At 47.6% G+C, this 13,962-nt stretch carries 13 protein-coding genes; 9 read left to right on the plus strand and 4 right to left on the minus strand.

Going from position 1 to position 13,962, the window contains the following annotated elements; all coding sequences use genetic code 11:
• Nucleotides 1-9: 9 nt before the first annotated feature.
• The 5 genes from gshB (at nucleotide 10) to B2X00_RS08085 (ending at nucleotide 3,328) form a co-directional block, all read left to right on the plus strand.
• Nucleotides 10-960 (plus strand): glutathione synthase, encoded by a 951-nt coding sequence (gshB, locus tag B2X00_RS08065; protein ID WP_290487060.1) that lies wholly within the window; start codon nucleotides 10-12, stop codon nucleotides 958-960.
• A gap of 51 nt (nucleotides 961-1,011) precedes the next feature.
• Nucleotides 1,012-1,569, plus strand: coding sequence for a YqgE/AlgH family protein (locus B2X00_RS08070; RefSeq protein ID WP_290487062.1), 558 nt, complete (start codon nucleotides 1,012-1,014; stop codon nucleotides 1,567-1,569).
• The gene (gene ruvX, locus B2X00_RS08075; RefSeq protein WP_290487064.1) at nucleotides 1,566-1,973 is read left to right on the plus strand and encodes a Holliday junction resolvase RuvX; all 408 of its coding nucleotides are present in this window, start codon (nucleotides 1,566-1,568) and stop codon (nucleotides 1,971-1,973) included. Before B2X00_RS08070 ends, ruvX begins: the two co-directional genes overlap by 4 nt.
• Nucleotides 1,974-2,039: 66 nt before the next feature.
• Nucleotides 2,040-2,330, plus strand: coding sequence for a hypothetical protein (locus B2X00_RS08080; protein WP_071464224.1), 291 nt, complete (start codon nucleotides 2,040-2,042; stop codon nucleotides 2,328-2,330).
• On the plus strand, nucleotides 2,330-3,328 hold the full coding sequence (locus B2X00_RS08085; protein ID WP_290487066.1) for a hypothetical protein: 999 nt from the start codon (nucleotides 2,330-2,332) through the stop codon (nucleotides 3,326-3,328). Before B2X00_RS08080 ends, B2X00_RS08085 begins: the two co-directional genes overlap by 1 nt.
• A 1-nt stretch (nucleotide 3,329) precedes the next feature.
• Here B2X00_RS08085 and B2X00_RS08090 read toward each other — a convergent pair whose 3' ends face one another.
• Nucleotides 3,330-4,733: a PhoH family protein gene (locus B2X00_RS08090; RefSeq protein ID WP_290487069.1), complete on the minus strand. Its 1,404-nt coding sequence runs from the start codon at nucleotides 4,731-4,733 to the stop codon at nucleotides 3,330-3,332.
• Nucleotides 4,734-4,868: 135 nt separating this feature from the next.
• Here B2X00_RS08090 and rapA point away from each other — a divergent pair, with 135 nt between their 5' ends.
• From rapA to B2X00_RS08105, 3 genes are read left to right on the plus strand one after another with little or no spacing between them, the layout of a single operon-like run.
• Entirely contained in the window at nucleotides 4,869-7,523 is a 2,655-nt protein-coding gene (gene rapA, locus B2X00_RS08095) for an RNA polymerase-associated protein RapA (protein ID WP_290487071.1), read from the plus strand.
• On the plus strand, nucleotides 7,523-8,182 hold the full coding sequence (locus B2X00_RS08100; RefSeq protein WP_290487073.1) for a pseudouridine synthase: 660 nt from the start codon (nucleotides 7,523-7,525) through the stop codon (nucleotides 8,180-8,182). The genes rapA and B2X00_RS08100 overlap by 1 nt, the downstream gene beginning before the upstream one ends.
• A 38-nt stretch (nucleotides 8,183-8,220) precedes the next feature.
• On the plus strand, nucleotides 8,221-9,015 hold the full coding sequence (locus B2X00_RS08105) for a DUF3530 family protein (RefSeq protein ID WP_290487074.1): 795 nt from the start codon (nucleotides 8,221-8,223) through the stop codon (nucleotides 9,013-9,015).
• A gap of 3 nt (nucleotides 9,016-9,018) precedes the next feature.
• Here B2X00_RS08105 and djlA read toward each other — a convergent pair whose 3' ends face one another.
• The 3 genes from djlA to B2X00_RS08120 are packed head-to-tail and all read right to left on the minus strand — an operon-like array spanning nucleotide 9,019 to nucleotide 11,524.
• Nucleotides 9,019-9,852, minus strand: coding sequence for a co-chaperone DjlA (gene djlA, locus B2X00_RS08110; RefSeq protein ID WP_290487076.1), 834 nt, complete (start codon nucleotides 9,850-9,852; stop codon nucleotides 9,019-9,021).
• The gene (gene murU, locus B2X00_RS08115) at nucleotides 9,849-10,529 is read right to left on the minus strand and encodes an N-acetylmuramate alpha-1-phosphate uridylyltransferase MurU (RefSeq protein ID WP_290487081.1); all 681 of its coding nucleotides are present in this window, start codon (nucleotides 10,527-10,529) and stop codon (nucleotides 9,849-9,851) included. The genes djlA and murU overlap by 4 nt, the downstream gene beginning before the upstream one ends.
• Nucleotides 10,526-11,524, minus strand: coding sequence for an aminoglycoside phosphotransferase family protein (locus tag B2X00_RS08120; RefSeq protein ID WP_290487083.1), 999 nt, complete (start codon nucleotides 11,522-11,524; stop codon nucleotides 10,526-10,528). The genes murU and B2X00_RS08120 overlap by 4 nt, the downstream gene beginning before the upstream one ends.
• A gap of 138 nt (nucleotides 11,525-11,662) precedes the next feature.
• Between B2X00_RS08120 and B2X00_RS08125 the strand changes: the two genes are divergently transcribed.
• Nucleotides 11,663-13,954 carry an LPS-assembly protein LptD gene (locus B2X00_RS08125; protein WP_290487085.1) on the plus strand — a complete coding sequence of 764 codons (2,292 nt, stop codon included), beginning with the start codon at nucleotides 11,663-11,665 and terminating at the stop codon, nucleotides 13,952-13,954.
• Nucleotides 13,955-13,962 lie beyond the last annotated feature (8 nt).

A 13,962-nucleotide genomic window follows, 5' to 3' on the forward strand; every position in this document is an offset into this window, starting at 1 on the left:
AACACTGCCATGAAGTTAGCCATGATTATGGACCCTATCGCACACGTAAAAACTGAAAAGGACACCAGTTTCCGACTCTTGCTCGAAGCACAAGCGCGGGGTTACCAGAGTTACTATATTGAGATGGCCGATCTACTCATTGATTCAGGTCGCCCCTATGCGATGGCACGTAAGATCACCGTCAAAGACCAAAAGACAGACTTTTATCAGTTAAGCGATGTGGAGAAGCTACCGCTCGGCGACTTTGATGTGATCATGATGCGCAAAGACCCGCCGTTTGATAGTCAGTTCCTCTATGCAACCCACATCTTTGATTTGGCGCAAGCTGAAGGTGCGCTGGTAGTGAATAACCCGCAAAGCTTGCGAGATTGTAATGAAAAGCTTTATACCAGTTGGTTTCCTGAGTTTATCACCGATAGTTTGGTGTCTGCCAATGCTGAGCAACTTAAGGCGTTTCACAAGAAGCACGGTACCGTTATTCTTAAACCGCTAGACGGGATGGGTGGTGCATCAATATTTAAAGTGAACGAAGACGGTGCAAATTTAGGTGTCATCATCGAAACACTGACTGAGAAAGGTCAACGTTATGCCATGGCACAAAAATATCTGCCAGAGATTAAAGACGGCGACAAGCGGATTCTAATTATTAATGGTGAACCTGTGCCTTACGCACTGGCTCGCATTCCTTCTGCTGGTGAGACACGCGGCAACCTCGCGGCAGGCGGTAGTGGGCGTCCGCAACCGTTGAGCGAAAGTGACGAACGCATTGCGCGTGCTATCGGTCCAACACTTAAACAAAAAGGTTTATATCTCGTTGGTCTCGATGTCATTGGTGAACGTATTACAGAAATCAATGTGACGAGTCCAACTTGTATGCGAGAGATCGAAAACGCCTACGACATCAATATCGCAGCGCAACTCTTCGCAGCTATTGAGCACGATCTACAGCAGCGTCGTTGAATTTGCTGAATAAACCCCGATATAAGTCGTATCGTGAGTGAGGAGTGCTTTATGGAAAGCTTACAAAATCATTTTTTAATTGCTACACCCAGTATGAATGATCCGCTGTTTCGTCGTAGCGTGACTTATATCTGCGAGCACAATGAAGACGGTGCGATGGGATTGATCATCAATCAACCTGCAGAGCTAACGGTTAACTCGTTACTCGACAAACTTGAAATTGTTTACCCGGATAGCGCGGATAGCCTTAAAGGTCCAGTCTATCAAGGTGGTCCAGTGGGTCAGGAGCGAGGCTTTGTGATTCATCCGCCACAACAAAACTGGCGCAGCAGTCTTAAGTTGAGCGACGAGATTATGGTCACCACGTCACGTGATATTTTGGAGGCCTTGGGTTCGTCAGCAGCGCCTCTACAATTTCTGCTGACGCTTGGATACGCTGGCTGGGAAGCGGGACAACTAGAGCAAGAGCTAGCTGAAAATTCATGGTTGGCGATACCCGCCGACCCCGAAATACTGTTTAACACCCCTATCAACCAGCGATGGGAGAAGGCCACCGAACAGCTCGGCTTTGATATTTGGAAGCTAGGACCGGACGTAGGTCACGCATGACAATTATCGGCTTTGATTTTGGCACTAAGAGTATCGGTGTGGCTGTCGGCCAGTCGATAACTGGAACTGCTTCGATATTAAAAGCGCTAAAAGCACAGGACGGCATTCCCAATTGGAATGTCGTCGAACAATTGCTTAAAGAATGGCAGCCTGAAAGAATTGTTGTTGGTTTACCGCTCAATATGGATGGCACCGAGCAGCCGCTCACCCAACGCGCCAAAAAGTTTGGCAATCGTATTCACGGCCGCTTTAATATTCCTGTCGATTTCCAGGACGAGCGTCTGACCTCTACGGCCGCTCGAGAAGCGCTGTTCGAGCGAGAAGGTTACCGTGGTCTCGAAAAAGGTAAAGTGGATAGTGCGGCCGCTCTCCTCATCGTTGAAGACTACTTACGCTCACAGTAGCTATGTTGCCAAATCATTATAATTCGTTATAGTGATCACTAAAAATAGAAGGCTTGGGAGAGTGTCGTGCTAGGCAATGAAGAACCGTTTTCAGTCACAGGTAATACCATTTTATTGCGCAACGAGAACAAAAAGTTGCTGCTAGTCACTGGTGACCGCTATAAAAATATCCTTGTATCGCGCTCTGGCGTAGAGATGAGCGACTGGGGTGCCGAACGTCGGCCTGGCGTGCGCGTCATTTCTCTGCAAGAGATTTTCAAGCGCGACAAGACCTACTTTTTCATCAGAGCAGGCGGCGTGGAGTATCAGGTTGACCTGAAGTTCCAAGAAAGTCCCATCACTGAAATGAAGTTCTAATGAAAACCGGTATTGGCAAGAGAGTGTCAGAGTTTGCCCACGGCATCCTTTTCGCTCTCTTGACGATACTCTGTGCATCCTATTCGCATACCGTACTTGCTGAGCAGTTAAGCTTCGAGAAGTCGTCAAATGATGGCGAACTCCGTTTCGCTTATCAATGGCAAATGCCTAATAATCAAACCGCGTCATTATCCTTTAACGTCGACCGACACGCCTTCATTCGCCCTTTTGCCAAGTTCCGCAATTATGACCGTCGACGAGCGCTGCGAGAGCTAAACTACCGAGTCAATCAGTATATACAAAGACAACGTTGGTATGGTGTGCAAGCCTTTCTTTCTCCTCGACAAGAGCAAATGACCATAAAAGCGCGCACAGCACGAAACGAACAGTTAGAAAAACGCTATCAGCAACAACTCGCAAAAGCACAACAATTCTTTACCGAGCAATGGCAAGATTACCTGTCTGCCAACGCCTATCGTTCACTGACCTTACCGCCTGGAGAAACAGGTATCATCCCTGATGCTGTTGCTATCGCTAAGCAAACACAACCACTACTGAGCAGCCTCGTTGTTGCCATCGGCAACCAATTAAAAGACAACAGCCGACGCAGTTATGTAAATTATGTCGCTCATTTTGTGCAAGCGATCCCTTACGATAGTTTAGAAGATGATTTATCGAGTCGCGGCGACGGCTTTACTCCTCCCAACCACCTATTGCTTAATAATCGTGGAGACTGCGATAGCAAGGTCAGCTTAACGCTAGCCTTACTTCGGCAAATCATTCCACAAGCTAAAATGATTGTTGTGTACTTACCCAAGCACGCCATTTTTGGTATCCAAATGGCAAGGCAGCCTAATGATGCTAAGCTCTCGCACGATGGTACCGAGTTTATCTTACTGGATGTCGCAGGTCCCGCAGTATCACCTGCGGGACAGCTCTCGAACGATGTGCAGTTTCTTATCGATACCCAGCAATACACCGTGGTACCCGCTAACTAAATTACAAATGCTCTTCGGCGTATTCAGCGAGACTACTTCTGACCACACCATTTAAGTTGATGGTAGCGCTGCCTGGATAATCCTTAAAACGTTCCACGATAAAGGTGAGTCCTGAGGTGACAGCAGTTAAGTAGTAACTATCAATCTGCGCTAAGTTTCCTGAAACAACGAGTTTTGTATTCTCCCCACACCGAGTAATGATGGTTTTTAGTTGTGATGCCGTTAAGTTTTGAGCTTCATCAAGTATAACCACCGCATTTTGAATACTCCGCCCTCGCATAAAGTTTAATGATTTAAATTGGATATTCGCCTTCGTCATAATGTAATTAAGACTCGAGTCCATGCTTTCATCATTTTTATGCAATACCTCAAGCGAGTCGGTTATAGCCGATAACCAAGGTGCCATTTTTTCTTCTTCGGTACCTGGCAAGAAGCCTATCGACTCAGCAATCTCAGGCGTATTGCGCGTAACAATTATTTTTTCGTAGATTCCCTTTTCGACGACCATTTCTAAGGCTGCGGCCAGCGCTAATAACGTCTTACCACTACCCGCGGGGCCGGTCAGAATAACCATGTCTAAGCTTGTATCAAGTAGCGCGTGCATCGCCATCGCTTGATATATATTCTTAGGATGAATTCCCCAAGCGCTGTAGCCCATCAAGCGCTCATGTCCCAAGTCCATAAGCGTTACAGAGGTATCATCAAAGGTATCCACTCGTGCTGCGAAATGCTCTGTTTCATCGATAAAGTATTCGTTGTAGAAGATTTGCGGCATGTGTTCGCGCGAGACCGTATGATAAGCATCTCGCCCCTCTTGCAACGTACTAACGTCGCCTACTTGCTGCCAAAAGTCCCCTTCAAACTGGTAGAAACCCTTTGTAAGTAGGCGAATATCGTCAATTAATTGGTCAGTGCGATAATCTTCAACATGTTTTACGCCTGCGCCCTTCGCCTTTAAGCGCATATTGATATCTTTTGTCACCAGTGTAACGGTGCTACCCGCAAACTTAATTTGCAGTTCTAACGCCACTTGAATAATGCGGTGGTCATTTTCGTTCAGCGCCAAAGCCGACGCGCTTTGCTCTAGCTCATAATCTGGAAAAATGGCGAGTGTCCCGTTCGCTTGGTGATCGCCACTGAGTTGCGTCAATGGCACGCCTTCTACAATTTGCTCAGGTGTTGCATCTTTCAGCACCTCCTCCAGTGATCGGATCGCGACGCGCGCATCTCGACTCACGTCTTTGTTGCGATCCTTAATATTGTCTAACTCTTCTAACACGACCATGGGAATAACGACGTTATGCTCATCGAAGCTTAGAAAGGCAAGCGGGTCATGCAACAGAATATTGGTATCTAAAACGAAGTACTTAGTAGCTTGGGAGGGTTGACTAACATTTGCGGTCATAGCGTACACCTTTTGTTATCGTTTGATTAAAGCGTAGACCAAAATTCGTGACACAGGGATGACAGTCGCATTGTTTTTTTCTAATCTCCCCATTACTATTGCCGACCTTTAAAGTTAGCGCATAGGAAGGACGAAGTGAGCGAGTTTAGTTTAGGGCAACGTTGGTTAAGCGAAACTGAAACAGATTTAGGCCTTGGCGTAGTCACAGCCGTGGATGGACGCCAGGTGTCCGTGATGTTCCCCAGCACGGGTGAAACACGAATGTACGCTAAATCCGACGCACCGCTCGCTCGATTTGTGCTGAATGAAGGACAAGAAGCAACACACGCTGACCAGTGGCGTTTTGTAGTCACCGAGGCAAAAGAACACCAAGGCTTAGCCATTTATTTTGGTGAGCGCTTGGATTCAGGTGAAGAAGTGATGGTGCCAGAGTCTCAGTTGGCCCATCAAATAGACACCAATCCAGCTTTAACTCGCTTTATTGCCGGTCAAGCCGACCGACACGATCTCTATCTTCTGCGCATGCAAGGTCAACAACAACTTGCTCAATGGCAACAAAGTACCGTTACCGGCTTACTCGGTGCGCGAGTCAATTTGTTACCGCACCAATGCTATGTCGCTTCCACCGTAGCCAACCGCTATCATCCACGCGTCATGCTCGCTGACGAAGTCGGTCTTGGTAAGACCATTGAGGCCGGCATGATTATCAAGCGCCAGCATGTTACTGGACGCAGTCGGCGCGTGCTCGTAGCGGTTCCTGACAGCCTTCGTCACCAATGGTTAGTTGAAATGAGGCGCCGTTTCGCACTCGATTTCAGTGTATTTGATGAAGCCAGAATCCGAGAAGCGCAACTCGATAGTGATAATCCATTTTCTACTGAACAATTAGTGATTATCAACAACAAGATCCTACACGATGAGCAGTGGCATGACGCACTCATGGGGGCCGAGTTCGACATGTTGGTGGTCGACGAAGCCCATCACCTTAATGACAACACACCAGGCTATGAGCACTTTGCTCAACTAGCGAAAGCCATCCCCGGTTTATTGTTATTGACAGCAACCCCTGAGCAAGAAGGTAACGAAGGTCACTTTAAGCGTCTGCAGTTACTTGATCCAGACCGCTTTAACGATTTCAACGCGTTCGAAGAAGAGCAAACCCACTATCGCGAACTCGCCGAGCAAGCAAATAACCTGAGCGGTGAGGCATTAGACGAACTCCTTGATGAGCACGGTACTGGACGAGTGATGTTTAGAAACCGTCGCCAAAATGTAGGCGGATTCCCGGCACGCCATTTTCATTCGGTAAAATTACCTGAACCCGAGGATGACATGCGTGAGCCTTGGTGGTTAGGCGACCCGCGTGTTACCTGGCTTATCGATCATATAAAAAGTAACCGTGATGACAAAACATTGCTTATTTGTCACAGCGCGAAAACGGTGAATGAGCTCGCTGAAGCATTGCGTGTGCTCGAAGGGATTAACGCTGCTGTATTCCACGAAGGGATGTCATTACTTGAGCGCGACCGCGCTGCTGAATTTTTTGCCGACGACGATAACGGTAGTCCAATTCTATTATGTTCGGAGATTGGCAGTGAAGGTCGTAACTTCCAATTTGTACATCAGCTTGTTCTCTTTGATTTACCTGGGAATCCAGACTTATTGGAGCAGCGCATTGGTCGGCTTGATCGTATCGGACAGACTCAAGACATCCAAATTTACTTGCCGTACTTAGAGGATTCCGACGAAGGTATTTTACTGCCGTGGTATCACACGATGAATGCATTCGAACAATGCAACCCGGTGGGTCGGCGCATGTACGATGAGTTTGCTCAACCAATTAAAAAGTCGTTACTCAGTTGCCAACCGCTCCCGCAAGAGATACTGCAGCAGAGCGCCGAGCTTCATCAGCAGTTAATGAGTGAAGTCGAAAAAGGGCGCGATAAGCTACAAGAATTGAATGCGTGTCGCCCCCAACAGGCCGAAGCCGTTATTTCGGCAATCGAGGAAACGAGCGATACAGCGCACCTGAGCGAGTTTATGACCACGTTTTGGGAACGCTTTGGAATTGACGCCGAGGAACTCGACGAGACGCGAACCTTCGTCAAACCAAGCGAGCATATGCGTGTCGAGGCCATTCCGGGCTTGCAAGAAGAAGGGATGACTATCACCTTTGACCGCACCACCGCACTTAATTACGAGGACGTCGAATTCTTAAGTTGGGATCATCCGCATGTGCAAGAAGCTTTGGATATCGTGACTCAGCAAGACTTCGGTAGCGTGTGCGTGACTAAGCTGAATAACAAAGCCCTTCCAGAGGGGGCTTGGTTCATGGAAGTAGACTTTAGCGCGCACATTAACGCGCCTCAGAATGCGGTAGCACAGGAGTTCTTCCCACTGCAAAACCACCGTATACTGCTCGATAGCCAAGGACGCGAATTGACCAGCAAAGTGCCTCGCGATGCGTTAACCAAGCAGGCTGACTTTATGGATAAAAAAACCTCGCGTCAGATATTAAAACAACTGCGTGACGTGACTAAGTCGCATTTGGAGGTCGCGCGCAGTTCTGCTGAGGCATGGCTTGTGGAACAAAGTGCTGCAATTCGCACGCGTATTAACGAAAGTTTAGGAAAGGAACTTGATCGTTTGACCAAGCTTAAGCAGCGCAATCCTTCGGTACGTGACTCTGAAATTCGTGCCATCGAACTGCGCAAGCAAACGTTGTTAGAAGCACTTGAGCAACCGCAGCTTTCATTGTTTGCAGTGCGTATTTTGGTTAATCACCATTAATGGCGTTACTTCATTATCAGCCACCAACCGACCCTTATCTCAAGATAATATATCGAGATAATGCGTTGGTTGTGGTCGATAAACCAGCGGGAATACTGAGCGTACCTGGCAAAGCGATCGAACACAGGGATTCAATGTACACGCGCTTAGCACGTATTTTTCCAGAGATACGAGTCGTACATCGGCTGGATATGGCGACCTCGGGTGTGATGGTATTTGCACTCGGTAAAGCGTCACAAAGCCATCTCAGCAAACAGTTTCAACAACGCACAACACAAAAAACCTATCTCGCCAAGGTATGGGGGCATTTGCCGGGCAATCATGGTTGCATCGATTTGCCTCTCAGCTGTGACTGGCCAAACCGACCTAAACAACAAGTCGACTTTGTTAACGGCAAGGCGAGCCAAACGTTTTATCAAGTATTAGCGCAACAGTCGCAAACTAGCTTAGTTAAGCTGTCTCCACATACGGGTCGTTCGCATCAACTACGCGTGCATATGCTCGCGTTGGACTGTCCTATTCTAGGTGATAAGTTTTACGCTCACTCCGCAGCATTCGATGCCGCCGAGCGATTATTACTACACGCATTTGAGTTGAAGATAGCTCATCCGCTCACAGAACAACCGGTCACTTTTAGCAGCCCCAGTCCATTTGGTTAAACACCTAAAGACTTGACCACTGCTGACGATAAAGGTGTATGAACATACTTCGATTCGTCATATGCCTAGTGGTCGTGTTAGGGTCTGCGGTTTGCTACGGACAGGATGACCGTGCCCGTTTTGTCCCTCCTCACGAAGTCGTTTGGTTGACCGATTCTGAAACCAATGATGTGTCGTATTTAGCGCTACAGCGCGAGCCATTAAAAAGCTTCGAGCGAGGACAGTTTGTTGCACTTCCTGCCTGGGGGCTACACCCGCTTCAGTCACCGTTGATTAAATCGAGCTATCATCAAGCCGCAGAAATGGGTTGGCGCAGCTGGGCTATTACGCCACCTGAGACGCTGATTGAGCCCGACTCTTTGGGCCATTACAACGCTGACTTAGGTTATTACCAACCCGACGAGAATGCGCTTCAACCTTATCGCAACTTACTGTTTAAGCGCCTTGACGCAATATATGACAAGGTAAGCGAACAACCGGGATTTACAGTGTGGATAGTTGAAGGTATCAGCGGCGCGCTCTGGCTTGATTGGATTAAACAAAACGCTTCTGCCGCTCCCGACGCTGTCATTCTGGTCGATGTCTACATCCCACAGCTACGCCTGAACGAGTTGTTAAGCACCGAAATAGCAAAACTGCCCTTTCCGGTTTTAGACATAAAGACAGCGTCAGCGAACCGTTGGGTTACTGCACAATGGCCCATGCATAAGACCATGAGCAACAAATACCAACAACTTAGCTATCGTCCTCGGGTTTTACTCACCCAAGTGCCCGAAGCGACTCATGAACTGCACAGTGTTATAAAAGGATGGCTCAAGTTTCAGGGGTTTTAGTCATTAACGCATATCGCGGTGCTTTTTTATAACCTCGTAAGCCTGCTGAATATCTTGAGCTCGCTTCTGTGCTTCCTTCATCACATGCTCGGGTAACCCCTTTGAAGCTAACTTATCAGGATGGTGACGCGCCATTAGCTTACGGTATGCCTTTTTTATTTCTGCATCGGGCTGTTCGGCTTTCACACCCAGTACCTCGTAAGCATCCTGCAACTCATTCCGCGACGGCTTTGACTGTTGTTTTCCTGTACCACCTTGCTGGCGATGCTGATGAAAGCGAAAAGCCGCTTTCTGCATGGCTAACCACTGGTCAATTTGAAACCGTCGGAAGCCCAATGCCTTACCAACGTTGATAAGCACCTCATGTTCAGCGCGATCTAATACGCCGTCATTGAGCGCCAATGCCATCAACTGCTCCATAAACAGCTGAGAGACTTCGCGATTACCGTAGAATGATTCGCGGAAACGCTTCATCGTGTCATTCACTGGAAAAGTCGACTGCTTGCCTTCACGAAACGCTTCTTGCGCTTCTTCTTTGGCTTCAGCATCGAGTCTAAAGCGTTTCATCAATTCTGAGGCTTGTGCGATATCACGCTCGGTTACTCGTCCTTTTGCTTTAGCAAGGTGACCCATGACGGCGAATAAGGTATAAAGAAACAATGCGTCTTTCCCTGCATCCCGTTTGCCGTACATGAATTGACCAAAACCACCTCGACTAGCAAAGTCTTGCGCCATTCCTCGGTCGAACCAATGACCAATCAGTACGCCGATAATAGCACCTGGCAATCTTAAAAATAGGTAGCCAGCCAACCCGCCAATCACCTTTCCCCAAATCATTGTTTGTCCTCTACTTCTTGGTTTAATTGACTTAATCGAGCGGGTGTTCCCACATCGGTCCAACGTCCCTTTAATACACAGGCGGACACTTGTTGCTTACTCATCGCGTGCACCAACAAAGGCTTGAGAGGCCGAAAGCCCGCTGCATAGTCGGCGAAAAGTTCGGGCGAATAAAGTCCAATACCTGCAAAAGTGTAACCGTCGTCCTCTGGTTTTTTTTCACTCACACGCCCGTCCTTCAATGCAAAATCACCTTTTGGGTTATGTTCAGGGTTTTCTACAAGCATTAAGTGAGCCAAGTCACCAGACGCGAGTTCTGTTGGTAAGTCACGTAAGTCAGCGTCGATAAAGATATCACCGTTGATTACCCAAAAGGGATCACGGCCGAGTAAAGGCAACGCTTTGATTATACCCCCAGCGGTTTCTAAACCGCCCTCCGGCTCGGGTGAATAGTCGATCTTAACGCCCCAGCGTGAGCCATCACCTAAGCTGTTTTCAAGTTGATCGCCTAACCAAGCATGATTAATCACAATCTCGGTAATCCCGGCGTCGACCAGTTTCTCAATAATGTGTTCAATGAGTGGTTTACCGGCGACTTTTAACAGTGGTTTCGGTGTTAAGTTGGTTAACGGCTGCATCCGCTTTCCACGCCCTGCCGCTAAAATCATCGCCTTCATGCTTGCTCCCACGCGGGAATAATACGTTGCGTTAACCAGTGGTGATATTCATTAAGCTGAGCATACTTGGCACTTACTTTTTGTAAATATCCCAAAGTACGAGGCACGTCCTTTAAGTAGCCTGCTTTATCATCTCTATGTGCGAGTCGAGCAAAAATACCCGCTGCCTTGGTGTGCCGCTGGAGTCCCATCCAATCAAACCAATGTTGCCATTGTTGAGGCGTAACGTCTGATGCTAACTGCCCAGTCGCTTGTAAGTCGACTCTCAATTGCTCAGCAAGTTCACTGACTAAATCGTCTGGCCACTCGATATAGCAATCACGCAACAGCGAGACCGCATCGTAGGTCATCGGTCCTATCACAGCATCTTGGAAGTCAATAACGCCTAGCCCCTGTGGGGTCACCATCAGGTTGCGCGAGTGATAGTCTCGATGCACACCGACTTGTGGCTGTGCAAATGCATTACTGACCATTTGCTCGCAGAATTGCTGCCAGATCTCATCGTCCTGATCATTCCAGTCGATATCAATATGCTGCATTAACAGCCAATCTTTAAATAATGCCAACTCACGATCCAACAAGGCTCGATCAAACTTTGGTAAAGCCCCCTCGGCAGTTTCGGTGACCTGCATCACACGAGGCAAAATGGCTAATGCTTGTTGATAGTACTGACGCGCATTGCGTTGCTGTAATTTTGATAGTAACACGGTGTGACCGAAGTCCGTTTGCAGCATATAGCCTTGCTTCAAGTCAACATTGAGCACCGTAGGGACAGGAATATTAGCGGCTTGGTACGCATCGGCAACCAGTAAAAATGGGCGCATATCTTCTTTATCAGGAGGACAATCGACCGCAATGAGACTACGTTGACCATCTGATGCGCGAAAATACCGCCGAAAACTCGCGTCGCCAGAAACCACTTCAAGTTGTGATTGCGGATGTCCTGTCTGCGCCTCACACCATGCTGCCAGTCCAATCTCACGAGAATCTTCCAAAGTGCCCCCTCTCTATGCCAATATTTGGCGAAATAAGTGCCAAATTAATCTTACTAAAATAGCAGAATACGCAGATTTGCTTTATTATACCAAGCTTATGCCTAATCATTAATTAACAACTAAAAACGGATTAGTATCTTGCCATTGCGTTACAAAGTTGCCAAAGCATCCGCTGTCTTATTTACACTCTTCAGCGCATCAGTTTCTGCTCAGCAGGCGCTCACGAGTGTGTGCTCAGCGCGTTATAGTCAGTGGAGTTTCGAGGAACCCAAATTTGACGTTTCCGAGCAACTGCCGGGCAGCATCTTAGTGCATTCAGATAACTCGAACGTCAGTAACAACGGCGAAGCTCTGTTCACCGGCAACGTCAGCATCCGTCAGGACGGTCAATGGCTCCTCACGGAGTCTGCACGGATTAATCAAGAAAAACAAACCATTGATGCCAATCAAGGCGTGTTGTTTTCAGATGGTTATATTCAAGTAAAAGGTAACTCATTCAACTACAACGGTGTGTCATCAACCGCAGAGTTACGTGATACTAAATATCGAATGAAAAGTACGCAAGCGCGGGGGCAAGCTCAGTTGCTGCGTTTATCAGAGCAACATGTCAACCTGTTTTCTTCGAGCTTTACCACCTGCCCAACCGATGATCCCGCTTGGAAGCTCACAGCGGATCGTATTGAGATCAGCCAAGATGAAGACTTTGGCGAGGCTTGGGGTGCTAAAGTTGAGCTTTTCGATATCCCGGTGATTTATCTACCGTATTTTACCTTCCCGGTGAACGACAAACGCAAAACAGGCTTTCTCTACCCGACGATAGACACCTCGTCTATTAATGGCTTAGAGGTCGAGGTGCCTTATTACTTTAATATTGCGCCCAACATGGACGCCACCTTAGCGCCTGTTTATATCAGTAAACGCGGCACGATGTTGAAGTCAGAGTATCGATTCCTGACTGATAATTACGGTGGTCAAATTAATCTAGAATACTTACAAAATGATTCGCTACGACTCGATAATGCTGACCGTTATTTATGGCATATCGATCAGCAAGCACAATTTGGCGATCACTGGCGCGCCTATGTCGACGCAACTCAGATTTCTGATGATAACTACCTCAATGACTTTGGGAGCGATTTTGCAGGTAGAGCGGACACACACTTGTACCGTGTCGCACAAGTAGATTACTTGAACGACAATTTCTTTGCCCGTATACGCACTGAAGATTATGAGTTGCTCGGCCAGTATCAAAGCCCGTTCCGAACCCTCCCGCAACTATCGATGCGTTACGACCAAGGTAGCTATACGGGGATTAATTGGGCTGTCGAAAGCGAGCTCACTTACTTTCAAAACCAAGATGACGCTAATCAATACGCAACGCGTGCGCACCTTGAGCCGAGCTTAAGTTATTCGGTCGAAGCGCCAGCTTATGATGGTGAAGCCGAATTTTCCTATCTCTACACGCACTATCGTCAGGAGCGCCCGAGCACTGAGTTGTCAGATTCAGTCTCACGCTCGCTTCCACGCGCACGACTTCGCGGTCGTTTGCACCTTGAGCGCTTTTTTGATGGTGACGACGGATCGTATCGCCAAACTTTAGTACCTCAAGTTCAGTATCTATATGTACCGTACGAAGACCAGTCAGATATTGGCATTTACGATACAACCTTGATGCAAGATGACTATTATGGTCTTTTCCGGGCGCAGCGATACTCGGGCTTAGATCGCATTGCAGAAGCCAACCAGATCACCTATGGTGCCACCACAAGTATCTTTGATCAGCGTGAACGTGAGTTGTTACGCTTTGCGTTTGGTCAAATCTACTATTTTGATGAAAGCCGTACCGAACTGTTGGAACAGAACACCGCGCGCACTTCGAGCAATACCGAATGGGTTGCCGACTTAACTTGGGCGATAACACCCAACTGGAGTGTGAAAAGCGCAATACAGTACGACACGGAACTAAACCAGACGAGAAAGAGTCAGACCGCTGTAGAGTATCGTTTTGATAATAAAAACCTCGTCCAGATTAATCATCGCAAAGCAACGAATATCTTGAACAGCGATATTGAGCAAGTCGGGGCGCAAGCGGTTTGGGAAATTAACAATCAATGGCAGGTCGCAGCCAACGTTTACTACGATTTAGTTAATAGTCGTACTAACGACGCTATTTTAGGTGTTCAATATAGCAGTTGTTGCTGGGCATTAAGAGTTAGTGCGTATCGTCGTATTAACCTTAATCTTGAACCGGCAATGGCTGGCACCGCTAACGCTGGCATGATGCAAAACACATTTGCGGCACCAGAGTTTGACAATGGTGTCAGCTTACAGTTTATTATCAGCGGCCTTTCAAGCGACGGAAGCAGTCTTATCGAAATGCTTGAAAAAAGCATTTACGGCTACAGACGACCTTTTTACTTAAGTAACTAGTGGTACAA

Source organism: Idiomarina sp. UBA3162 (assembly GCF_002364475.1).
GTDB lineage: Bacteria > Pseudomonadota > Gammaproteobacteria > Enterobacterales > Alteromonadaceae > Idiomarina.

Bases quoted from the DNA above. Each gene is read 5' to 3' on its own strand.
- gshB (WP_290487060.1), top strand. From the start codon at position 10: ATGAAGTTAGCCATGATTATGGACCCTATCGCACACGTAAAAACTGAA.
- B2X00_RS08070 (WP_290487062.1), top strand. From the start codon at position 1,012: ATGGAAAGCTTACAAAATCATTTTTTAATTGCTACACCCAGTATGAAT.
- ruvX (WP_290487064.1), top strand. From the start codon at position 1,566: ATGACAATTATCGGCTTTGATTTTGGCACTAAGAGTATCGGTGTGGCT.
- B2X00_RS08085 (WP_290487066.1), top strand. From the start codon at position 2,330: ATGAAAACCGGTATTGGCAAGAGAGTGTCAGAGTTTGCCCACGGCATC.
- B2X00_RS08090 (WP_290487069.1), bottom strand. From the start codon at position 4,733: ATGACCGCAAATGTTAGTCAACCCTCCCAAGCTACTAAGTACTTCGTT.
- B2X00_RS08100 (WP_290487073.1), top strand. From the start codon at position 7,523: ATGGCGTTACTTCATTATCAGCCACCAACCGACCCTTATCTCAAGATA.
- B2X00_RS08105 (WP_290487074.1), top strand. From the start codon at position 8,221: ATGAACATACTTCGATTCGTCATATGCCTAGTGGTCGTGTTAGGGTCT.
- djlA (WP_290487076.1), bottom strand. From the start codon at position 9,852: ATGATTTGGGGAAAGGTGATTGGCGGGTTGGCTGGCTACCTATTTTTA.
- murU (WP_290487081.1), bottom strand. From the start codon at position 10,529: ATGAAGGCGATGATTTTAGCGGCAGGGCGTGGAAAGCGGATGCAGCCG.